18 protein-coding genes are annotated in these 23,210 nt (G+C 60.6%); 16 read left to right on the top strand and 2 right to left on the bottom strand.

Going from position 1 to position 23,210, the window contains the following annotated elements; all coding sequences use genetic code 11:
- Window positions 1-108: 108 nt before the first annotated feature.
- Both AC07XF_RS12750 and AC07XF_RS12745 read right to left on the bottom strand, forming a co-directional pair.
- Window positions 109-3,387: a PAS domain S-box protein gene (locus AC07XF_RS12750; RefSeq protein WP_495026758.1), complete on the bottom strand. Its 3,279-nt coding sequence runs from the start codon at window positions 3,385-3,387 to the stop codon at window positions 109-111.
- A gap of 65 nt (window positions 3,388-3,452) precedes the next feature.
- Entirely contained in the window at window positions 3,453-4,343 is an 891-nt protein-coding gene (locus tag AC07XF_RS12745) for a LysR family transcriptional regulator (RefSeq protein ID WP_495026757.1), read from the bottom strand.
- A gap of 148 nt (window positions 4,344-4,491) precedes the next feature.
- Here AC07XF_RS12745 and leuC point away from each other — a divergent pair, with 148 nt between their 5' ends.
- The 16 genes from leuC to AC07XF_RS12665 all read left to right on the top strand — a co-directional run bounded on the left by leuC (window position 4,492) and on the right by AC07XF_RS12665 (window position 23,100).
- On the top strand, window positions 4,492-5,922 hold the full coding sequence (gene leuC / locus AC07XF_RS12740) for a 3-isopropylmalate dehydratase large subunit (RefSeq protein ID WP_495026756.1): 1,431 nt from the start codon (window positions 4,492-4,494) through the stop codon (window positions 5,920-5,922).
- Window positions 5,923-5,924: 2 nt separating this feature from the next.
- Window positions 5,925-6,569 (top strand): 3-isopropylmalate dehydratase small subunit, encoded by a 645-nt coding sequence (gene leuD / locus AC07XF_RS12735; protein ID WP_095943682.1) that lies wholly within the window; start codon window positions 5,925-5,927, stop codon window positions 6,567-6,569.
- A gap of 138 nt (window positions 6,570-6,707) precedes the next feature.
- On the top strand, window positions 6,708-7,475 hold the full coding sequence (locus tag AC07XF_RS12730; RefSeq protein WP_495026755.1) for a class I SAM-dependent methyltransferase: 768 nt from the start codon (window positions 6,708-6,710) through the stop codon (window positions 7,473-7,475).
- A gap of 51 nt (window positions 7,476-7,526) precedes the next feature.
- Window positions 7,527-8,609, top strand: a complete 1,083-nt coding sequence (gene leuB, locus AC07XF_RS12725; protein ID WP_007997553.1) for a 3-isopropylmalate dehydrogenase — start codon at window positions 7,527-7,529, stop codon at window positions 8,607-8,609.
- Between the two features lie 66 nt (window positions 8,610-8,675).
- Complete coding sequence (gene asd / locus AC07XF_RS12720; RefSeq protein ID WP_007975660.1) at window positions 8,676-9,788, top strand: aspartate-semialdehyde dehydrogenase; 1,113 nt, start codon at window positions 8,676-8,678, stop codon at window positions 9,786-9,788.
- A 279-nt stretch (window positions 9,789-10,067) separates the two neighbouring features.
- Window positions 10,068-11,078 carry an aspartate-semialdehyde dehydrogenase gene (locus AC07XF_RS12715; protein ID WP_495026754.1) on the top strand — a complete coding sequence of 337 codons (1,011 nt, stop codon included), beginning with the start codon at window positions 10,068-10,070 and terminating at the stop codon, window positions 11,076-11,078.
- A gap of 205 nt (window positions 11,079-11,283) precedes the next feature.
- Window positions 11,284-13,896, top strand: a complete 2,613-nt coding sequence (locus tag AC07XF_RS12710) for a FimV/HubP family polar landmark protein (RefSeq protein ID WP_495026753.1) — start codon at window positions 11,284-11,286, stop codon at window positions 13,894-13,896.
- 281 nt (window positions 13,897-14,177) lie between these two features.
- A complete protein-coding gene (truA, locus tag AC07XF_RS12705) occupies window positions 14,178-15,002 on the top strand; it encodes a tRNA pseudouridine(38-40) synthase TruA (protein WP_495026820.1) in 825 nt (274 codons plus the stop codon).
- Between the two features lie 63 nt (window positions 15,003-15,065).
- On the top strand, window positions 15,066-15,692 hold the full coding sequence (locus tag AC07XF_RS12700; RefSeq protein ID WP_495026752.1) for a phosphoribosylanthranilate isomerase: 627 nt from the start codon (window positions 15,066-15,068) through the stop codon (window positions 15,690-15,692).
- Window positions 15,693-15,883: 191 nt separating this feature from the next.
- Entirely contained in the window at window positions 15,884-16,804 is a 921-nt protein-coding gene (gene accD / locus AC07XF_RS12695; RefSeq protein ID WP_429366667.1) for an acetyl-CoA carboxylase, carboxyltransferase subunit beta, read from the top strand.
- Window positions 16,801-18,108: a bifunctional tetrahydrofolate synthase/dihydrofolate synthase gene (gene folC / locus AC07XF_RS12690; protein WP_495026751.1), complete on the top strand. Its 1,308-nt coding sequence runs from the start codon at window positions 16,801-16,803 to the stop codon at window positions 18,106-18,108. Before accD ends, folC begins: the two co-directional genes overlap by 4 nt.
- Window positions 18,092-18,745: an SPOR domain-containing protein gene (locus AC07XF_RS12685; RefSeq protein WP_495026750.1), complete on the top strand. Its 654-nt coding sequence runs from the start codon at window positions 18,092-18,094 to the stop codon at window positions 18,743-18,745. Before folC ends, AC07XF_RS12685 begins: the two co-directional genes overlap by 17 nt.
- A gap of 98 nt (window positions 18,746-18,843) precedes the next feature.
- A complete protein-coding gene (locus AC07XF_RS12680; RefSeq protein ID WP_007975669.1) occupies window positions 18,844-19,404 on the top strand; it encodes a CvpA family protein in 561 nt (186 codons plus the stop codon).
- A 41-nt stretch (window positions 19,405-19,445) separates the two neighbouring features.
- The gene (gene purF / locus AC07XF_RS12675; protein ID WP_007975670.1) at window positions 19,446-20,951 is read left to right on the top strand and encodes an amidophosphoribosyltransferase; all 1,506 of its coding nucleotides are present in this window, start codon (window positions 19,446-19,448) and stop codon (window positions 20,949-20,951) included.
- 164 nt (window positions 20,952-21,115) lie between these two features.
- Window positions 21,116-22,327 carry an O-succinylhomoserine sulfhydrylase gene (locus AC07XF_RS12670; RefSeq protein WP_495026749.1) on the top strand — a complete coding sequence of 404 codons (1,212 nt, stop codon included), beginning with the start codon at window positions 21,116-21,118 and terminating at the stop codon, window positions 22,325-22,327.
- Entirely contained in the window at window positions 22,324-23,100 is a 777-nt protein-coding gene (locus tag AC07XF_RS12665; protein ID WP_495026748.1) for an SDR family oxidoreductase, read from the top strand. Before AC07XF_RS12670 ends, AC07XF_RS12665 begins: the two co-directional genes overlap by 4 nt.
- The last annotated feature ends 110 nt before the right edge of the window (window positions 23,101-23,210 follow it).

Here is a 23,210-nt window from a genome sequence, read left to right as displayed (position 1 = left end):
AAGCAGTCGTAAAACTTGTGTGCCAAATGCTCCTGAAACACCGCGGAGTCTGGCTTGACGACTGCTTCGCAGCCGAACGCAGGCTTCGCCAGCTGCTACGGGGGTGGGTTATTTCAGGAGTTTTTGAAACTCTTCCACCGGCAGCGGCGGACTGTGCAGATAGCCCTGATAGAAGTGGCACTCCAACCCCTGCAAGAACTCCAGTTGCTCCGCTGTTTCCACCCCTTCGGCAATCACCTTCAAGTCCAGGCTGCGGGCCATGGCGACGATGGCGCGGATGATTTCGGCGTCGTTCGGGTCGCTGGTGGCGTCGCGGATGAACGACTGGTCGATTTTCAGGGTATCGACCGGCAAGCGCTTGAGGTAGGTCAGCGAAGAGTAGCCGGTGCCGAAGTCGTCCATGGCAAAGCTCACACCGAGTTTTTTCAGGCGGCGCATTTTGCTGATGGTGTCTTCCAGGTTCTGGATGACGATGCCTTCGGTGATTTCCAGCTTCAACAGGGAGCAGGGCAGGCCATAGCTGGTCAGGCTGTTTTCGACGCGCTCGACGAAGTCGTTCTGGCGGAACTGGCGCGGGCTGATGTTCACGCACAGGCTGAATTTGTACGGGTTCACCAGGCCTCGATCGATCAATTGCTTGAAGGCCTGACAGGCTTCATCGAGGATCCAGGTGCCGACTTCCAAAATCAATCCGCTGTCTTCCAGGACCTTGATGAACTCGGTGGGGGACTGCGCACCGAGTTCCGGATGATTCCAGCGCACCAGGGCCTCGGCACCGACGATGCGATCGCCCCGGGCGTCGACCTGGGGTTGGTAATGCACGCGAAACTCGCCCCGGGAAAGGGCCAGGCGCAAGTCGGTTTCCATGCGCAAGCGTTCGCTCGCGGCCTTCTGCATGGTGTTGTGGTACATCTGCGCGGTATTGCGCCCCGAGTCCTTGGCGCGATAGAGCGCGATGTCGGCGCGCTTGAGCAGATCGGTCGGGGTCGAGCCGTGATCGGGGATCAGCGCAATGCCGATGCTTGGTGTCACTTGCAGGCGTTGGCCGTCGAGGAACATCGGTTCGGACAGCAGCTCGCGGATGGTGTCGGCCAATTCACGCACCTGATCGCTGACTTCGCTGCGTGAACCTTCGAGGCCGCTGAGCAGCACCACGAATTCGTCGCCGCCCAGGCGCGCGACTGTGTCCTCCATGCGCACGCTGGCCTCCAGGCGCGCGGTGATGATTTTCAGCACGGTATCGCCCACCGGGTGCCCGAGGGAGTCGTTGATGTGCTTGAAGTGGTCGAGGTCGAGGAACATCAGCGCGCCGCGCAGGTTATGCCGTTTGAGCAGGGCGATTTGCTGGCTCAGGCGGTCCATCAGCAGGGCGCGGTTGGGCAGGTTGGTCAGCGGGTCGTGGTACGCCAGGTGGCGGATCTGCGCTTCGGCGTTTTTCAACAGGCTGACGTCTCGCGCGGTCAGCAGCAGGCAGGCGGTTTCGTTAAGGGTGATCGGCTCCACCGAGACTTCGACGGTGAGCAGTTCGCCGCGCTTGTTGCGCCCGAGCATTTCCTGGTGATGAACCCGACCCTTGATCTGCAATTCGGCGAGCAGCGCCGAGCGTTGTTTTTCTTCAGCCCATATCCCGACCTGATACACCGTGCGGCCTACCACTTCCTCGGCGCGATAACCGGTCAGGCGGCAGAAACCGTCGTTGACCTCCAGATAACGTCCGGTATCGCGCTCGGTGATGGTGATGGCGTCGGGGCTGGAGTGGAAGGCCTTGGCGAATTTTTCTTCACTGGCCTTGAGTGCCGCTTCCGAGCGCTGTTGCTGGGTGATATCGCGTAGCGTGGTGACGATGCAGGGTTGGTCACCGACGCTGATCTGGCGGCTGGAAATCACGCAAGTCAGGACCTGTCCGTCCTTGTGCTGGACGAGAATCGCCACGTTGTTCAGGCCTTGTTCACGGATAACTTGTTCGATCCGTCGCAGGCTTTTCGCCGAAGCATCCCACAGGCCGATTTCGTCGGCGCTGCGGCCGATCACATCGACGGTGCTCCAGCCGAAGGTCTGGGTGAAGCTGGAGTTGATTTCAATGAACTGGCCGCTGTCCTGGTGGGTGACGCAGATCGGATCGGGGCTGACCTGGAACAGCGTGGCGAATTTTTCTTCGGAGGCCACCAGTTGTTGTTCGCGCTCCACCTGGTCAGTGATGTCGAGCAGGGTGCCGGCCATGCGCACCGGCACGCCGTTTTCATCGCGGTAGAGGCGGGCGCGGCTTTCCAGGTAACGCGAGCTGCCGTCGGGCAATTGCACGCGGTAGGTCAATTGATAGTTGCCGGCCGGGCCTTCACGCAGACTGCGGTAAGCGTCGCGCATGGTGTCGCGTTCTTCGCCGGGCACGCCTTCGAAAAACTCATCGAAGGACTCGTGAAAGGGTTTGGCTTCCAGGCCATGCAATTGGGCGGCCCGTGCCGACCCGTAGAGCATGCCGCTGGGAATGTGCCAGTCCCAGGTGCCAAGTTGCGCCGAGTCCAGGGCCAGGTCGAGGCGTTCCTGACTGTCCTTGAGGGCATGTTCGGCGGCTTTGCGCTCGGTGGTGTCAAGGAACGTGCTCAATAGATAGGGCTGGCCTTCGAGCTCGACTTTTTGCGCACTGAGGATGCCGTCGTGGATCTGGCCATTGCTGGCGCGAAACTGCACTTCCATACTGACCAGTTCGCCTTTGGCTTTGGTGGCCTTGACCAGGTCGGCCCGTTGCTCGGGGTGCACCCACAGGCCCAGTTCCAGGGTGGTGCGGCCGATCGCGTTTTGCACCGGCCAGCCGAACAGGCTTTCGAAATACTGGTTGGCTTCGGTAATCAGGCCGTCTTCCTGGCGGGTCAGCAGGACCATGTTCGGGCACAGGTGAAACAGCGTGGCAAAGCGTTTTTCCGAGCTGCTCAATGCCTGTTCGCGCTGACGCTGGAGGGTAATTTCGCGGATTACGCCGATCATCCGTGGCCTGCCGTGCTTGTCCGGCAACAGGCTGCCGCTGATTTCCAGCCAGTGCAGGCTGCCATCGGGCCAGCGGATACGGTGATGCATCGCTTGCTCCAGTGGCGCACCAGCGATCACCGCGTGGAATGCGCGAACGGTTTTCGCGCGATCTTCCGGGGGCAGCAGGTCGAGGTATTCCAGATCCGATGGCAACGGCTTCCGGGGATCGAAGCCGAACAGCGCCTGCGTGCCCCGGGACCAACTGATCTGCCCGCGCTCGATGTCCCAATACCAGGCACCCAGGCGCGCGCCGTTGAGCGCGGCCAACAATTGCGAGGCACTTTCCCAGCTCTGTTCGGAGCTTTTCGGGTCAAGAGCCTGTATGCGCGGCATTGGCGGAATACGGTCAACAGATTTGGGCATTGGCAAGCCTTAGGCTGAATGGGCGTTTGGTACAGGAATTCGCGGCTCTATATGAGTAGCACAAGTTAGCCTCGATTCCCTGGCAGATCGAGTTGAGCATCCAGCAAGGCCATGAAGGCCCGCGCAGCATTCGACAGCGTCCTTTCCGTGTGCAGGATATAGCCTAGCTGGCGAGTGAGTTGTATGCCCGGCAAAGGTATACGCGCCACTTGGTCATCGAGCATGGTGCGCGGCAAAACGCTCCAGGCCAGGCCGATCGAGACCATCATCTTGATGGTTTCCAGGTAGTTGGTGCTCATGGCGATGTTTGGCGTCAGGCCCTGGGCTTCGAACAGCCGCTGCACGATGTGGTGGGTAAAAGTGTTGCCGCCGGGGAATACCGCCGGGTGTCGGGCGATGTCCGACAGGCTGACTTTGCCGTTGTTGAGCAGTGAATGTTCCGGGGCGACCACGAAATCCAGCGGGTCGTCCCACACCGGGGTGGCCTTGACCAGTGCATGGGGTTCCGGCGCGAGGGTGATGACCGCCAGTTCGGCGCGGCCATGGAGAATTTCCTCGTAGGCCACTTCCGAATCGAGGAACTGAATATCCAGTGCAACTTGCGGGTAACGTCGGGTGAACTCCCTTAATAGGGGTGGCAAACGGTGCAGGCCGATGTGGTGACTGGTCGCCAGGGTCAGGCGGCCGGACACTTCGCCGGTGAGGTTGGTCAGGGCGCGGCGCGTATCATCCAGCACATTCAGAATCTGATAGGCCCGCGGCAGCAGGGCGCGGCCAGCCTCGGTCAGGCCGACCTCCCGGCCCAGGCGATCAAACAACCGCACCTTCAATTGCTGCTCCAGCCCGGCGATGCGCTTGCTGATGGCCGGTTGTGTCAGGTGCAGTCGTTCACCTGCACCAGAGAAGCTTCCTGTCTCGGCAATGGCAATAAAAGCATTGAGGTTGGCGAGATCCATGGTTGTATTCCAGTTGGTTATCCAAAGCATAAAAAATATGAATTTGAGTTATTTAATGTAACCCCATAGGATCGACCTCACAAGCCAAGGGGTTATTGAATCGCTCAAGACCCAGGGCATAGAAACAAGCTGATGAGGAAACCGTCTGATGGCCGGCAAAACGCTCTACGACAAGCTCTGGGATTCGCATTTGGTCAAGCAGCGCGACGATGGCTCTGCGCTGATCTACATCGATCGTCACATCATCCACGAAGTGACCTCGCCGCAAGCCTTCGAAGGCCTGCGTCTGGCCGGGCGCAAGCCATGGCGCATTGATGCCAACATCGCGACCCCGGACCACAACGTACCGACCACGCCGGAGCGCAAGGGCGGCATCGAAGCCATCGTTGACCAGGTCTCGCGACTGCAAGTCCAGACCCTCGATGACAACTGCGATGAATACGGCATCGTCGAGTTCAAGATGAACGACGTTCGCCAGGGCATCGTCCACGTTATCGGCCCGGAGCAGGGCGCCACCTTGCCGGGCATGACTGTGGTCTGCGGCGACTCCCACACCTCGACCCACGGCGCATTCGGTGCTTTGGCTCACGGTATCGGCACTTCCGAGGTCGAGCATGTGCTCGCCACCCAGTGCCTGGTCGCCAAGAAAATGAAAAACATGCTGGTACGCGTCGAAGGCCAATTGCCGTTCGGCGTGACCGCCAAGGACATCGTCCTCGCCGTGATTGGCAAGATCGGCACCGCCGGCGGTAACGGCCACGCCATTGAATTCGCCGGCAGTGCGATTCGCGACCTGTCCGTCGAAGGCCGCATGACCATCTGCAACATGTCCATCGAAGCCGGCGCTCGCGTAGGCCTGGTGGCGGCGGACGAAAAGACCGTGGCTTACGTCAAGGGCCGTCCATTCGCTCCGAAAGGCGCGGAATGGGATCTGGCTGTCGAAGCCTGGAAAGACCTGGTGTCCGACGCCGATGCAGTGTTCGACACGGTTGTCGAGCTGGACGCGACCCAGATCAAGCCGCAAGTCAGCTGGGGCACCTCGCCGGAAATGGTGTTGGCGGTAGATCAGAACGTGCCGGATCCTGCGAAGGAAATGGATCTGGTCAAGCGTGATTCCATCGTCCGGGCCTTGAAGTACATGGGTTTGACCGCCAATCAGGCGATCACCGACATTCAGCTCGACCGCGTGTTTATTGGTTCCTGCACCAACTCGCGGATCGAAGACCTGCGTGCTGCGGCCGTGATCGCCAAGGGCCGCAAAGTGGCCTCGACCATCAAGCAGGCCATCGTGGTGCCGGGTTCAGGTCTGGTTAAAGCCCAGGCCGAATCGGAAGGCCTGGACAAGATTTTCCTCGAAGCCGGTTTCGAATGGCGTGAGCCGGGTTGCTCGATGTGCCTGGCGATGAACCCGGACCGTTTGGAATCCGGCGAGCATTGCGCATCGACCTCCAACCGTAACTTCGAAGGCCGTCAGGGCGCCGGTGGTCGTACACACCTCGTCAGCCCGGCCATGGCGGCGGCCGCTGCTGTAAACGGTCGTTTCGTCGACGTCCGTGAAATGATCCAGGGAGCGCAGTAATCATGAGAGCATTTACCCAGCACACTGGACTTGTCGCGCCTTTGGATCGTGCCAACGTCGACACCGACCAGATCATTCCCAAGCAATTTCTGAAGTCGATCAAACGCACGGGTTTCGGCCCGAACCTGTTCGATGAATGGCGTTACCTGGATGTGGGGCAACCTTATCAGGATAACTCCAAGCGTCCGCTGAACAAGGACTTCGTCCTCAACGCCGAACGTTACCAAGGTGCCAGCGTTTTGCTGGCCCGCGAAAACTTCGGTTGCGGCTCCAGTCGCGAGCACGCGCCGTGGGCGCTGGAAGAATACGGTTTCCGCAGCATCATCGCGCCGAGCTACGCCGACATCTTCTTCAACAACAGCTTCAAGAATGGCTTGCTGCCGATCATCTTGAGCGATGCCGAAGTCGATGAGCTGTTCCAGCAGGTCGAGGCCAATCCGGGCTACCAGTTGCAGGTTGATCTGCAAGCCCAGACCGTGACCCGCCCTGACGGCAAGGTTTTGAGCTTCGAAATCGATGCCTTCCGTAAGCACTGCCTGCTTAACGGCCTGGACGATATCGGCCTGACCTTGCAGGACGGCGATGCGATTGCGACGTTTGAAGCCAAGCATCGTGCGAGCCAGCCCTGGTTGTTTCGCGACGCATGATTTTGCGTAAGGTGGACTGACGCCTTCGCTGGCAAGCCAGCTCCTACAGTTGAAGCGCATTCCCCTGTAGGAGCTGGCTTGCCAGCGAAGAGGCCCGCATAAACCCCACAAGACTTAACCCTGAAAAAGGAAGTCCCCATGACCAGCACCGCCCGACACACCCAGGTAGTCCAGAAGCAATTCGGTGAACAGGCTTCGGCCTACCTGAGCAGCGCCGTACACGCTCAAGGTACCGAATTCGCACTGCTACAAGCTGAACTGGCGGGGCAGGGCGAGGCGCGGGTTCTGGATCTGGGTTGCGGCGCCGGCCACGTGAGCTTTCATGTGGCGTCCCTGGTGAAAGAAGTGGTGGCCTACGACCTGTCGCAGCAGATGCTTGACGTGGTGGCCGCCGCTGCTGCCGAGCGTGGTTTGGCTAATGTGTCCACGGTCAATGGTGCCGCTGAGCGCCTGCCGTTCGCCGATGGCGAGTTTGATTTCGTCTTCAGCCGCTATTCGGCGCACCATTGGAGCGATCTCGGCGTGGCCCTGCGGGAAGTGCGCCGGGTACTGAAGCCGGGCGGTGTGGCGGCGTTCATCGACGTGTTGTCACCGGGCAGCCCGTTGTTCGACACTTATCTGCAAAGCGTCGAAGTGCTGCGCGACACCAGCCATGTGCGCGATTATTCCGCCGGCGAGTGGTTGCGCCAGGTCAGCGAGGCGGGGCTGCACACCCGCAGTACCACCCGGCAGCGTTTGCGCCTGGAGTACAACAGCTGGGTCGAACGCATGCGCACACCTGAAGTGATGCGCGCGGCGATCCGCGAGTTGCAGCAGTCGATGGGCAACGAAGTACGCGAATATTTTGAGATTGAGGCCGATGGTTCGTTCAGCACCGATGTGCTGGTACTGATGGCTGAACGATAGAATTTTTCCGGGTGCGCCCAAGGGCGCACCGACTGATGACATGAGGAAAGCATGAGCAAGCAGATTCTGATTCTCCCAGGTGACGGTATTGGCCCGGAAATCATGGCCGAAGCGGTCAAGGTTCTGGAATTGGCCAGCGACAAGTTCGCCCTGGGCTTCGAACTGAGCCACGACGTGATCGGCGGCGCTGCCATTGACAAGCACGGCGTGCCGCTGGCCGACGAGACCCTGGAACGTGCCCGTGCGGCCGACGCCGTACTGCTGGGCGCCGTTGGCGGCCCGAAATGGGATGCCATCGAGCGTGATATCCGCCCTGAGCGCGGCCTGCTGAAGATCCGTGCGCAACTGGGCCTGTTCGGCAACCTGCGTCCGGCGATCCTGTACCCGCAACTGGCCGAGGCTTCCAGCCTGAAGCCGGAAATCGTTGCCGGCCTGGACATCCTGATCGTTCGCGAACTGACCGGCGGCATCTACTTCGGCGCACCACGCGGTACCCGTACCCTGGAAAACGGCGAGCGTCAGTCCTACGACACCCTGCCGTACAGCGAAAGTGAAATCCGCCGCATTGCCCGCGTCGGCTTCGACATGGCCATGGTGCGCGGCAAGAAGCTGTGCTCGGTGGACAAAGCCAACGTATTGGCTTCCAGCCAACTGTGGCGCGAAGTGGTCGAGCAGGTGGCCAAGGATTATCCTGAAGTCGAACTGAGCCACATGTACGTCGATAACGCCGCCATGCAGCTGGTGCGTGCACCGAAGCAGTTCGACGTGATCGTCACCGACAACATGTTCGGCGACATCCTGTCCGACCAGGCCTCGATGCTCACCGGTTCCATCGGCATGCTGCCGTCGGCGTCCCTGGACACCAACAACAAGGGCATGTACGAGCCGTGCCACGGTTCGGCGCCGGACATCGCGGGCAAAGGCATTGCCAACCCGTTGGCGACCATTTTGTCGGTGTCGATGATGCTGCGTTACAGCTTCAACCAGCAGGCCGCGGCCGATGCCATCGAGAAAGCCGTCAGCCTGGTGCTGGATCAGGGCTTGCGTACCGGTGACATCTGGTCGGCCGGTTGCACTAAAGTCGGTACGCAGGAAATGGGTGACGCAGTAGTCGCCGCGCTGCGGAATCTGTAATCTCTCGGGCCCGCTGCCAAATTCAAGACAAGGCAGCGGCCCACATTTCAAGAAGGTGTAGTTGCGATGAAACGTGTAGGTCTGATCGGTTGGCGCGGTATGGTCGGTTCCGTGCTCATGCAGCGGATGCTGGAAGAGCAGGATTTCGATCTCATCGAGCCGGTGTTTTTCACCACTTCCAATGTCGGTGGCCAAGGCCCGTCCGTGGGCAAGGACATTGCTCCGCTCAAGGACGCTTACAGCATTGAAGAGCTGAAAACCCTCGACGTGATTCTGACCTGCCAGGGTGGCGACTACACCAGCGAAGTCTTCCCCAAGCTGCGCGAAGCCGGCTGGCAGGGTTACTGGATCGACGCCGCATCCAGCCTGCGCATGCAGGATGACGCGGTGATCGTTCTGGACCCGGTGAACCGCAAGGTCATCGACCAGCAACTGGATGCAGGCACCAAGAACTACATCGGCGGTAATTGCACCGTCAGCCTGATGCTGATGGGCCTCGGTGGCCTGTTCGAAGCCGGCCTGGTGGAGTGGATGAGCGCCATGACCTATCAGGCGGCGTCCGGTGCCGGTGCGCAGAACATGCGTGAACTGATCAAACAGATGGGTGCGACCCACGCCGCTGTCGCCGATCAACTGGCTGATCCGGCCAGCGCGATCCTCGACATCGACCGTCGTGTTGCCGAAGCCATGCGCAGCGACGCGTACCCGACCGAAAACTTCGGCGTACCACTGGCCGGCAGCCTGATCCCGTGGATCGACAAGGAACTGCCGAACGGTCAGAGCCGCGAAGAGTGGAAAGCCCAGGCCGAGACCAACAAGATCCTCGGTCGCTTCAAGAGCCCGATCCCGGTCGATGGCATCTGCGTGCGCATCGGTGCCATGCGCTGCCACAGCCAGGCGCTGACCATCAAGCTGAACAAAGACGTGCCGATCGCCGACATCGAAGGGCTGATCAGCCAGCACAACCCTTGGGTCAAGCTGGTACCGAACAGCCGTGAGACCAGCATTCAGGAGCTGAGCCCGAACAAGGTCACCGGCACCCTGAATATCCCGGTTGGCCGTCTGCGCAAGCTGAACATGGGTTCGCAGTTCGTCGGCGCGTTTACTGTCGGCGACCAGCTGCTGTGGGGCGCGGCCGAACCGCTGCGTCGCATGCTGCGGATCTTGCTTGAGCGTTGATCGTCTGAAGCAATGAAAGAGCCCGCGCCTTGAAAGAGGTGCGGGTTTTTTTATGCGCGTCGATAATTTCTGTAGCAGCTGGCGAAGCCTGCGTTCGGCTGCGCAGCAGCCGCATTTCCTGAATACGTGGTCTTCCCGAATGATAGGGGATCCCCCAAGGCGAGGACTTCGTCCTCGAACGCAGCCTTCGGCAGCTGCTACAAGGTTTCGCCGATCAATTGCCTCACCATGAACCACCCGGTAAAGTGCCGCTCCCCCCGTTTCGCCAGAGGTAAAACCATGAGCCAGACCATTGATATTGCCGTGATCGGCGCCACCGGTACTGTCGGCGAAACACTTGTGCAGATTCTCGAAGAGCGCGATTTCCCGATTGGCACCCTTCATCTGTTGGCCAGCAGCGAATCGGCCGGCAGTTCAGTACCATTTCGCGGCAAGAACGTGCGGGTGCGGGAAGTCGATGAGTTCGACTTCAGCAAGGTGCAGCTTGGGTTCTTCGCGGCCGGTCCGGCGGTTTCATTGAGTTTTGCTTCCCGTGCGACCGATGCCGGATGCTCGGTGATCGATCTCTCTGGCGCCTTGCCGGCCGAAAAGGCGCCGCAGGTCGTGCCTGAGGCCAACGCACAGGTGTTGGCCGGCTTGAAAAAACCGTTTCAGGTCAGCAGTCCAAGTCCGTCGGCCACCACGCTGGCGGTGGTGCTCGCGCCGCTGATGGAGTTGCTCGATTTGCAGCGTATCAGCCTGACCGCCAGCCTGGCAGTATCGGCCCAAGGGCGCGAAGCCGTGAGCGAGCTCGCCCGGCAAACCGCCGAACTGCTGAATGTGCGGCCGCTGGAGCCGAAATTCTTTGACCGGCAGATGGCCTTCAACCTGTTGGCTCAGGTCGGCAAACCGGATGAGCAAGGTCATACGCTGCTGGAAAAGCGCCTGGTGCGTGAGCTGCGTCAGGTCATGGCGCTGCCTTCATTGAAGATTTCCGTCACTTGCATTCAAGCCCCGGTGTTTTTTGGCGATAGCTTTAGCGTGACCCTGCAGTCCGCAAGTGAAATTGACCTGGCGAAAATCAATGCAGCCCTGGAAGACGCACCCGGTATCGAGCTGGTGGAAGCCGGCGATTACCCGACCCCGGTGGGCGATGCGGTAGGGCAGGATGTGGTCTACGTTGGTCGGGTTCGTCATGGTATCGACGACCTGTCTGAACTTAATTTGTGGTTAACGTCAGATAACGTACGCAAAGGCGCCGCGCTCAACGCTGTGCAGCTGGCCGAGTTGTTGATAAAAGACCTGCTGTAAAAGATACTTTGCAACAATTTGTCGAATGATTCCGGGCGAGCCTATGCTTGCCGGAGTGCTGAAGGCGAGCCACTCTGCGGGGCTTTCCGGGGCATCAACGAAATGACCGCGCGCGACGACCCTCGCCGTTGCGCGCAATGCCTTACGGCAGCGACTATCAATACCTTCTCGCTGGCCGAGGAATGTTCAAACTAAGGATGAGCTAATGGTTCAAGTTCGCAAACTGGTGTTAGCAATAGCGGCCGCCTCGGCGCTGTCCTCCGGTATGGCGCATGCCCTCGGGCTCGGGGAGCTGACCCTGAAATCGACGCTCAACCAGCCATTGGTAGCGGAAATCGAGCTGCTCGATGTCAAGGATCTCACCGCCGCCGAAGTGGTGCCGAGCCTGGCCTCACCAGACGATTTCGCCAAGGCCGGTGTCGACCGCCAGGCGTTTCTCAATGACTTGACCTTCACGCCGGTGCTGAACGCCAGCGGCAAAAGCATCCTGCGCGTGACCTCCAGCAAGCCACTCTCCGAGCCGATGGTGAAATTCCTGGTTCAGGTCATGTGGCCGAACGGCCGTTTGCTGCGCGACTACAGTGTGCTGCTCGATCCATCGAAATTTTCCCCGCAAACCGCCGAGGCGGCTGCGCAGCCTGTACCGACTCAAGCCGTCGCCGCGCCGGTTACCGGTGCGACCAAACCGTCGCAATACACCACCACGCCGCGCGATACCCTGTGGGAAATCGCCGCGAAGGCGCGTAATGGCGGTTCGATCCAGCAAACCATGCTGGCCATCCAGGCGCTGAACCCGGATGCCTTCATCGACGGCAACATCAACCGCTTGAAAACCGGCCAGGTGCTGCGTATGCCGGACCCGGCGCAGAGCACCAGCCTGCCGCAGCCCAAGGCCATTGCTGAAGTGGCCGCACAGAACACGGCCTGGCGCCAGGGTCGTCGTTATGTGGCGAAACCCGGGGCAGGGCAGCAGCAACTCGACGCCACCAAGCGTCCGCGGGCTGAAGGGGTGCCGACGCAAGCTGCGACCGACAAGCTGAGCCTGGTTTCTGCCGAGTCCGGCAAGAACCGTGGCAAAGGGGCTGCCGGAGATGCCAAGGCCCTCAGCAACAAGCTGGCGGTGACCCAGGAAAGCCTCGACACCAGTCGTCGTGATAACGCCGAACTGCAAAGCCGCATGGCCGATCTGCAAAGCCAGGTGGACAAGCTGCAGCGCCTGATCGAGCTGAAGAACAATCAACTGGCCAAGTTGCAGGCCGAGGGCGGTGCGGGTGCGCCAGCGGCTGCGACGGCTCCGGCGATGTCGGCCGAGCTGGCTCCCAACCCGGCGGCGGCACCTGCTCCGGCAGACACTGCTGCGCCAGCTCCCGAGGCAACTCCGGCGCCGACCGAGAAGCCCGCCGAGGCGACAACGGCGGCAGCCGACGATCAGAAATTCAATGAGTTGCTGACCAACCCGGTGCTGCTGGGCCTGGTGGGCGGCGGTGCGGTGGTGCTGCTGCTTCTGCTGCTGTTGCTGGCACGCCGACGCAAGGCCCAGCAAGAAGCCGAGAAGCATGTGCGCATGGCGCGTGCCTTGGCCGAAGAACAGCAGTTCTCAGTCGATCTGGACCTGCCGGAAAGCAGCTTCGAAGGTCTGGAAATTCCGTCGCCGAGCGTGAAGCTGGCAACTGCGCCTGCTCCTGCGCCAGCGCCGGTAGTTGCTCCGGTCGTGATGACCACGCCGATCGCTGCACCATTGGTGGCTCCGGCTGCCGAGCGTTCCGACGACGTGCTGGGCCAGGCTCAGTCGCACATCAATGCCGGTCGTCTGAACCAGGCTGCCGCGTTGCTGGAGGACGGTGTCAAGCAGGAGCCTCAGCGCAGCGACTTGCGCTTGAAGCTGATGGAAGTCTACGGCCAGCAAGGCGACCGCGATGCGTTCGTCGCTCAAGAGCGTCAGTTGGTGGCCAATGGCGACAACTTCGCCAAGGTTGAAAACCTCAAAAGCCGCTTCCCGGCGATGGCGCTGGTCGCTGCCGGTGGCATCGCCGCAGCCGCCGTTGCTGCCGAACTGGACGCGCAATACGTCAAGGATCTGTTGCTCGATGAGCCGCAAGCGCCGGCGCCAGAGCCTGCACCGTTCGAGGATGACCTCGACAGCGCCTTCGACCTGAGCCTGGATGATCTGGACGCGATTACGCCTGTGGCGCCTGCACCAGCGCCGGAGCCCGAAGTGGCGGCGCTGGCAGATCTGGGCGAGTTCCCGCTGGACGACGATCTGAGTTTTGAGTCGGTGTTGCAGCAGCAGACTGAAATCAAGGAAAGCCTCGACGACCTGTCGGACTTCGACCTGGACCTGGATCTGGATCTGGATCTCGGCGCGCAACCGTCGCCGGCGATGCTTGCTGAAGACGATTTCCTGCTGGACCTGGACGAAGGCGTGAAGGATTTTCCGGTCGCCGAAACCCCGGCTGTTCCTGAAGTCGCGCTGGACGATCTGGAATTGCCAGCCGATTTCGATCTGTCGCTGGCCGACGAAATGGACGTGCCGGATGCGTTCGCGGCAGAGCTGGATGATGTCAATGCCGAGCTGGAGAGCTTGTCCAGCAGCATTGGCGAGCCGACGTTTACCGAAGCTGATGCGGCACTGGGTGGCGATGATGACTTCGATTTCCTCTCGGGTACTGACGAAGCCGCTACCAAGCTCGATCTGGCTCAGGCCTATATCGACATGGGAGACAGCGACGGCGCCCGCGACATCCTCAATGAGGTGGTAAGCGAAGGCAGTGCCGAGCAGAAGAGCGAAGCCAGGGAAATGCTTTCGCGTCTGGCTTGAGTGTTCGCTACGTTGCAAGCAGAACGGCAGCCCATTGAGGCTGCCGTTTTTGTTTGGTCGATGAATTGATGTCGTTTGCTGAGGCCTCTTCGCGAGCAAGCCCGCTCCCACAGGATCACACTGTACCTGTGGGAGCGGGCTTGCCCGCGAAGAGGCCATTACATTCACTACAGCATCATCGGTTGTACTGGCATCCCCTCCAGTCGGCCTTATAATGCCCGCCTTTGCGTACATCAGCAGGCTGTCCCTCCTTGGCAAATATAGATAACCCGGCCGCCGAAATGGCGGCCGACGGCTTTTTCCGGATCGCGCTGGGCGTTGAATACAAAGGCTCGCGCTACCGCGGCTGGCAGCGCCAGGCGTCCGGGGTGCTCACCGTGCAGGAAACCCTCGAAAACGCCTTGTCCAAAGTCGCCGACTCACCCGTTTCGCTGATGTGCGCCGGGCGTACCGACGCCGGCGTGCATGCCTGCGGACAAGTGGTGCATTTCGACACCCAGGTCGAGCGTTCGATGAAGGCCTGGACCATGGGCGCCAACATCAACTTGCCCCACGACGTCAGTGTCAGTTGGGCCAAGGTCATGCCGGCGCATTTCCATGCGCGGTTCAAGGCCATTGCCCGGCGTTATCGCTACGTGATCTACAACGATCAGATCCGCCCGGCGCACCTGAACGAAGAAGTGACCTGGAACCACCGTCCGCTGGACGTCGAACGCATGGCCGAGGCCGCTCAATATCTGCTGGGTACCCATGATTTCAGTGCTTTTCGCGCCGGTCAGTGCCAGGCCAAGTCGCCGATCAAGGAGCTGCATCACCTGCGCGTCACCCGGCACGGCAAGATGATCGTGCTGGATATTCGCGCCAGCGCTTTCCTGCATCACATGGTGCGCAATATTGCCGGCGTGCTGATGACCATTGGCGCCGGTGAGCGTCCGGTGGAGTGGATGAAAGAGGTGCTGGAGAGCCGGATTCGGCGTTCCGGTGGTGTGACGGCGCATCCATTCGGTTTGTATCTGGTGCAGGTCGAGTACCGTGACGAGTTCGAATTGCCTGAACGCTTTATTGGTCCGCACTTCCTGACCGGCTTCTCGGAACTTGGCGGCTGACGCCCTCGAACGCTTTTGTTACCATCCGGGACTTTCCCGGATTTGTCTTGGAGTTGTATCGACATGTCAGCCGTTCGCAGCAAGATCTGTGGGATTACCCGCATAGAGGATGCGTTGGCAGCCGTCGAGGCCGGGGCTGATGCCATCGGATTCGTGTTCTACGCCAAAAGCCCCCGTGCGGTGACGTTCCAGCAGGCGCGCTCGATCATCCAGGCGCTGCCGCCGTTTGTGACCACCGTGGGTTTGTTCGTCAATGCGAGCCGTTGCGAATTGGGTGAGCTTCTCGATGCGGTGCCCCTGGACTTGTTGCAATTTCACGGTGATGAAAGCGCAGCGGATTGCGAGGGTTGGCACCGTCCGTACATCAAGGCGCTGCGGGTCAAGGCGGGCGATGACATTGCCGCCGCCTGTGATGCTTATGCAAGTGCCAGCGGAATCTTGCTCGATACCTATGTCGAAGGCGTTCCCGGAGGAACCGGTGAGGCGTTTGACTGGTCACTGATACCTCAAGGCTTGAGCAAGCCGATCATTCTGGCGGGCGGTCTGACGCCCGACAATGTCGCCGAAGCGATTGCGCGTGTTCGGCCCTATGCCGTGGATGTCAGCGGTGGGGTAGAGGCGAGCAAGGGCATCAAGGATCACGCAAAGATTCAGGCATTTATCAAAGCAGTACGCGGTAGCACCTGTTGATGTGACGGCTGGCAGACTGCCGCCGTCCACTGCACTGTACAAAACGGCTGAGGGTTATGGGGTGGTACGCAGGTCACGTTTCGCTGACCCGGCCATTCACTGATCATCGCCGCACACATGAATTTAGCGCTAGGGCATACACGGGGCTGCGAACCAGAGCGTTCGAGCCGCCGGTACTGGAGAAAGAAAGCATGAGCAACTGGTTAGTAGACAAACTGATCCCTTCGATCATGCGTTCCGAGGTCAAGAAGAGCTCGGTGCCTGAAGGTCTTTGGCACAAATGCCCGTCTTGCGAGGCTGTGCTGTATCGTCCGGAGCTGGAAAAGACTCTGGACGTTTGCCCCAAGTGCAACCATCACATGCGTATCGGCGCCCGCGCCCGTATCGACATCTTCCTTGACGTTGAAGGCCGTACCGAGCTGGGTGCAGACCTGGAGCCGGTTGACCGTCTGAAATTCCGCGACGGCAAGAAGTACAAGGACCGCCTGACTGCTGCACAAAAGCAGACCGGTGAAAAAGACGCGCTGGTTTCCATGAGCGGTACTTTGCTGGGCATGCCGATTGTGGTCTCGGCGTTCGAGTTTTCCTTCATGGGTGGCTCGATGGGCGCCATCGTCGGCGAGCGTTTTGTTCGTGCCGCCAACTACGCCCTGGAAAAACGTTGCCCGATGGTCTGCTTCGCGGCTTCCGGCGGTGCGCGGATGCAGGAAGCGCTGATTTCCCTGATGCAGATGGCCAAGACCTCCGCGGTACTGGCACGCCTGCGTGAAGAAGGTATCCCGTTCATCTCGGTGTTGACCGATCCGGTCTACGGCGGTGTTTCCGCCAGTCTGGCGATGCTGGGCGACGTGATTGTCGGCGAGCCGAAGGCGTTGATCGGTTTTGCCGGTCCGCGTGTGATTGAGCAAACCGTGCGTGAAAAACTGCCGGAAGGCTTCCAGCGTAGCGAGTTCCTGCTGGAGCACGGTGCCATCGACATGATCATCGACCGTCAGGAGCTGCGTCCGCGTCTGGGCAATTTGCTGGCGCAAATGATGGGCCTGCCGACGCCGAAGTTCGTGGCTGCACCCATCGAGCCGATCGTGGTTCCGCCGGTGCCAGCCAGCCTATGATCGAACGTACCCTTGGCGAATGGCTCGCCTACCTTGAGCAGTTGCACCCTTCAGCCATCGATATGGGGTTGGAGCGGTCGCAGCAGGTAGCGTCCCGCATGGGACTGGGCAAGCCGGCGCCTCGGGTGATTACGGTCACCGGGACCAACGGCAAGGGTTCCACCTGTGCGTTTGTGGCGTCCTTGCTGCGGGCCCAGGGCTTGAAGGTGGGGGTTTACAACTCCCCGCACCTGCTGCGTTATAACGAGCGGGTACAGGTCAATGGCGTCGAAGCCACGGATGCCGAGCTGTGCGAGGCCTTTGCTGCGGTAGAGGCCGGGCGCGGCGACACTTCCCTGACTTACTTCGAAATGGGCACTCTGGCGGCATTCTGGCTGTTCCAGCGCTCCGGACTCGATGCGGTGGTGCTGGAAGTCGGTCTGGGCGGTCGTCTGGACACGGTCAACGTGGTGGACGCCGACGTGGCGCTGGTCACCAGCATTGGCGTCGATCATGCGGATTACCTCGGTGATACCCGAGAGTCCGTGGCCTTCGAAAAGGCCGGTATTTTCCGTCAGGGCGCGCCTGCGCTCTGCGGCGATCTGAATCCTCCACAACCTCTGCTGGACAAGGCGCGCGAGCTCAATTGCCCGTTTTTCCTGCGTGGGCGCGATTTTGACCTCGGTGTGACCGATCACCACTGGCAATGGCGCGGTGTCGATGCGCAAGGGCGCGCGGTTGAGCTGCGCGACCTGCCGTTGCTCGATCTGCCGATGGAAAACGCTGCGCTGGCGTTGCAGGCTTACTTGCTGCTCGGCTTGCCTTGGGTGGATGCGCAGATTATCGAAGCGCTGCGGGCAACGAAGGTGGTCGGTCGTCTGGATCGCCGCGAGTTCGAGTGGCAAGGCAAGCGCTTGAATCTATTGCTGGATGTGGGGCATAACCCTCATGCGGCGGAGTATCTGGCTCGTCGTCTGGCCAGTCGCCCGCCGGTCGGCAGGCGTCTGGCGGTATTCGGGCTGCTGGCGGACAAAGACCTGGGTGGTGTTGTCGGCGAATTGAATGCTAGTGTCCAGCACTGGGCTGTCGCACCTCTGGATTCGCCTCGGGCGCGTTCGGTGGCGGATTTGCACGACGCGTTGCAGGGGCTTGGTGCCTCGGTTACGTCATACGGAAGTGTGGCGGCCGCCCTGGAAGGGCAATGCGCGCAGGCCACGAGCGACGACGAAATCCTGTTGTTCGGTTCATTTTATTGTGTCGCCGAGGCCCTTGAATGGCTGGCCCGGCGCTCCACGGAGGACGCGGCAAATGGCATTGCTGGATAAGGCATACAAACAGCGCATGGTTGGCGCCCTGGTGTTGGTCGCGCTGGCGGTGATTTTTCTGCCAATGCTGTTTTCCCGCCAGGACGAACAGCGCCAGGTGACGGTTGAAGCGCCTGCGGCCCCGCAGGCGCCTGCGATGGCTCAGGTGCAGGTCGAGCCAGTGGTGGTGCCTGAGCCGCAAGCCTTGCCTCAAGAGCCGGTGCCGAGCGATGACGAAATCGCCCAGCAGGAATCGGCGGTGCCAACTGCGCCGGTGGCTCCAGCGCCTGCTGCCAAACCGGCTGCACCCGCGCCGGTCCCGGCTCTGGCCGCTAAACCGGCGACGGCGCCTGCCCAGCCCATCACGGCGGCACCCGGCAAGCCGGACACCACGCAAAGCCGCGTCGATGCCAATGGTTTGTCGGTCAGCTGGTCGGTGCAACTGGCCAGCCTGTCGAATCGTGAAAGCGCAGAAAAACTTCAGAAAACCCTGCGCAGCCAGGGTTACAACGCCTACATCCGTACCGCCGACGGCAAAAACCGGGTGTTTGTCGGGCCGCTGATCGAGCGCGCAGAAGCCGACCGGCTGCGGGATTTGCTGAACCGCCAGCAGAACCTCAAGGGGTTTGTCGTGCGCTTTCAGCCGGAACGTGGCTAAAACTATCGCCCCGATATGAAATGCACTGACAATCGCAGCTTACCGATAAGCATGGGCTCTGCTAAAATGCGCCGCCTTATCCGTCTGTAGGCTGCACTGTGCCATTTACCTGGGTTGACTGGGCGATCGTAGCAATCGTCGCCATCTCCGCATTGATCAGTCTGAGCCGCGGCTTCGTCAAAGAAGCACTGTCGCTGCTGACCTGGATCATCGCAGGAGTCGTAGCCTGGATGTTCGGTGGCTCACTGTCCGAGTACCTCGGCGGGTACATTCAAACGCCGTCGGCCCGTATAATCACAGGCTGTGCCATCATGTTTGTCGCCACTTTAATCGTAGGCGCAATGATCAATTATCTTATCGGCGAACTGGTTCGCGTCACCGGGCTCTCCGGGACCGACCGATTCCTCGGCATGGCCTTCGGCGCCGCGCGTGGCGGGTTGCTGGTGGTCATCGCCGTCGGGCTGTTGAGCCTGGGGCCGGTACAGCAGGACGGGTGGTGGAAAGAGTCACAGCTCGTGCCAAAATTTCTATTGGTTGCAGACTGGTCCAAAAACCTGATCCTTGGGTGGAGCAGTCAGTGGCTTGCCAGCGGAATCAGCGTACCCGCTGATATTCCGTTCAAGGAGCAACTCTTGCCGATGGCCAAAACGCCTCAGTGAGTAGTGCTCAGTTCAGATCCATTAAGTAGGGGTTGCGTCGCATGTGTGGCATCGTCGGTATCGTCGGTAAGTCGAACGTCAATCAGGCGCTGTATGACGCGCTAACCGTCCTCCAGCACCGCGGCCAGGACGCTGCCGGTATCGTGACCAGCCATGATGGCCGGTTATTCCTGCGCAAGGACAACGGTCTGGTGCGTGACGTGTTCCAGCAGCGTCACATGCAGCGTCTGGTCGGTCACATGGGCATTGGCCATGTGCGTTATCCAACCGCGGGCAGCTCGACATCGGCCGAAGCTCAACCGTTTTACGTCAACTCGCCTTACGGCATTACCCTGGCGCATAACGGTAACCTGACCAACGTTGAACAACTGGCCAAGGAGATTTACGAATCTGACCTGCGCCACGTCAACACCAGTTCCGACTCGGAAGTGCTGCTCAACGTGTTCGCGCACGAACTGGCCCAGCGCGGAAAGTTGCAGCCGACCGAAGAAGACGTTTTCGCCGCCGTCACTGACGTGCACAACCGTTGCGTCGGTGGTTATGCCGTCGTGGCGATGATCACCGGCTACGGCATCGTCGGTTTCCGCGACCCGCACGGCATCCGTCCGATCGTTTTCGGCCAGCGTCACACCGACGAAGGCGTCGAGTACATGATCGCCTCGGAAAGCGTTTCCCTGGACGTGCTCGGCTTCACCCTGATTCGCGACCTGGCGCCAGGCGAAGCGGTCTACATCACTGAAGAGGGCAAGCTGTACACCCGTCAGTGCGCGACCAACCCGTCCCTGACCCCGTGCATCTTCGAACACGTCTACCTGGCGCGTCCGGATTCGATCATCGACGGCGTGTCGGTCTACAAGGCCCGTCTGCGCATGGGGGAGAAACTCGCCGAGAAGATCCTGCGCGAGCGTCCGGATCACGACATCGACGTGGTCATCCCGATTCCGGACACCAGCCGCACCGCAGCGCTGGAACTGGCGAACCACCTGGGCGTGAAGTTCCGCGAAGGCTTCGTGAAGAACCGCTACATCGGCCGGACCTTCATCATGCCGGGCCAGGCTGCGCGGAAAAAATCCGTACGCCAGAAACTCAACGCCATCGAACTGGAATTCCGCGGCAAGAACGTGATGCTGGTGGATGACTCCATCGTTCGCGGCACCACTTGCAAGCAGATCATCCAGATGGCCCGTGAAGCCGGCGCCAAGAACGTCTACTTCTGCTCTGCGGCGCCAGCGGTTCGTTACCCGAACGTCTACGGCATCGACATGCCGAGCGCTCATGAACTGATCGCCCACAACCGTTCGACCCAGGACGTGGCTGACCTGATCGGCGCCGACTGGCTGATCTATCAGGACCTGCCTGACTTGATCGAAGCGGTCGGTGGCGGCAAGATCAAGATCGACAAGTTCGATTGCGCGGTGTTCGATGGCCAGTACGTCACCGGCGACGTCGACGAGGCTTACCTGAACAAGATCGAGCAGGCACGTAACGATGCCTCCAAGGTCAAGACGCAGGCAGTCAGTGCGATCATCGATCTGTACAACAACTGAGTTTCTACCGGCCTGTAGGAGCTGGCTTGCCAGCGAAGGGCTCGTCACATTCAACATCATTGTTGCCTGTGATGCCGCCATCGCTGGCAAGCCAGCTCCTACATAGGTGTTCCTCCTCAAGGCCGGTTTCGTATCTACTACCGAATATGGCAAGGAGTGACAGCATGAGTCAGGAATGGGATGCCGGTCGGCTGGACAGCGACCTCGAAGGTGTAGCGTTCGATACCCTGGCCGTACGCGCCGGTCAGCACCGCACGCCGGAAGGCGAACACGGTGACCCGATGTTCTTCACCTCCAGTTATGTGTTCCGTACGGCCGCTGATGCGGCAGCACGATTTGCCGGGGAAGTGCCGGGCAACGTCTACTCGCGCTACACCAACCCGACTGTTCGGGCCTTTGAAGAGCGTATCGCTGCGCTGGAAGGTGCCGAGCAGGCCGTGGCCACTGCCACTGGCATGGCGGCCATCATGGCCGTGGTGATGAGCCTGTGCAGTGCCGGCGATCACGTGCTGGTGTCGCGCAGCGTATTCGGCTCGACCATCAGCCTGTTCGAAAAGTACTTCAAGCGTTTCGGCATCGAAGTCGACTACGTGGCGCTGGCGGACTTGTCCGGCTGGGATGCTGCGATCAAGGCCAACACCAAGCTGCTGTTCGTTGAGTCGCCTTCCAATCCGTTGGCCGAATTGGTGGATATTGCGGCCCTGTCGGAAATTGCGCACGTCAAAGGCGCGATGCTGGTCGTCGACAACTGCTTCTGCACTCCTGCATTGCAGCAGCCGCTGAAAATGGGCGCGGACATCGTCGTGCACTCGGCCACCAAGTTCATCGACGGCCAGGGCCGTTGCATGGGCGGTGTGGTCGCCGGTCGCAGCGAGCAGATGAAAGAAGTGGTGGGTTTCCTGCGTACCGCCGGCCCAACCCTGAGCCCGTTCAACGCCTGGATCTTCCTCAAGGGCCTGGAGACCCTGAACCTGCGCATGAAGGCGCATTGCGCCAACGCCCAGCAACTGGCCGAATGGCTGGAGCAGCAGGAGGGCATCGAGAAAGTCCATTACGCCGGTCTCAAGAGCCATCCGCAGCACCAACTGGCGCTGCGCCAGCAGAAGGGTTTCGGTGCTGTCGTCAGTTTTGAAGTGAAGGGTGGTAAAGAGGGCGCATGGCGCTTTATCGATGCCACGCGCCTGATTTCGATCACCGCCAACCTGGGCGACAGCAAAACTACCATCACGCATCCGAGCACCACGTCCCATGGTCGTTTGGCGCCGCAAGAGCGTGAAGCAGCGGGCATTCGTGACAGCCTGATCCGCATTGCGGTGGGTCTGGAAGACGTTGCAGACCTGCAAGCCGATCTGGCGCGTGGCCTGGCTGCGTTGTGATCGAGTTGTCTACATCGTCCGCCGGGACCAATGGTCGTGTAGCACTGGTGACCGGTGCTGCGCGAGGCATTGGTCTGGGGATCTCGGCCTGGCTGATCAGCGAAGGCTGGCAAGTCGTGCTGACGGACCTGGACCGGGAGCGCGGTTCGAAAGTGGCGAAAGTACTGGGCGACAACGCCTGGTTTATTGCCATGGATGTCTCGAATGAGAGTCAGGTTGCGTTGGGGGTGGCCGAGGTGCTCGGCCGGTTCGGGCGCCTGGATGCGCTGGTATGCAATGCGGCGGTTGCCGATCCGCACAACATCACCCTTGAAAGTCTCGATCTGGCTTACTGGAATCGGGTGTTGGCGGTGAACCTCAGTGGGCCTATGTTGCTGGCCAAGCACTGTGCGCCATACCTGCGCGTTCACAGCGGTGCCATCGTCAATCTGGCCTCGACCCGCGCTGCGCAGTCGGAACCTGACACAGAGGCTTATGCGGCGAGCAAGGGCGGATTGTTGGCACTGACTCATGCGTTGGCCATCAGTCTTGGTCCGGAAATCCGGGTCAATGCCGTCAGCCCCGGCTGGATCGATGCGCGCGACCCATCGGCGCGTCGTGCCGAACCATTGACCGAGGCCGATCATGCCCAACATCCGGCGGGCAGGGTGGGGACGGTTGAGGATGTTGCGGCGATGGTGGCCTGGCTGCTGTCGAGGAATGCCGGGTTTGTCACTGGTCAGGAATTCGTGGTCGATGGCGGCATGACCAAGAAGATGATTTACAGCGAGTAAGCTCCGGGATTGATGTTGGATGTGCTGCCGCTTTCGCGAGCAAGCCCGCTCCCACATTTGGAATGCATTCCCCTGTGGGAGCGGGCTTGCTCGCGAAAGCGGTCTTACTG

The sequence above is a fragment of the Pseudomonas sp. GW821-FHT01C01 genome (assembly GCF_059422645.1).
The sequence above is the reverse complement of the archived record's forward strand: the minus strand, read 5'-3'. Positions and strand labels throughout refer to the sequence as shown.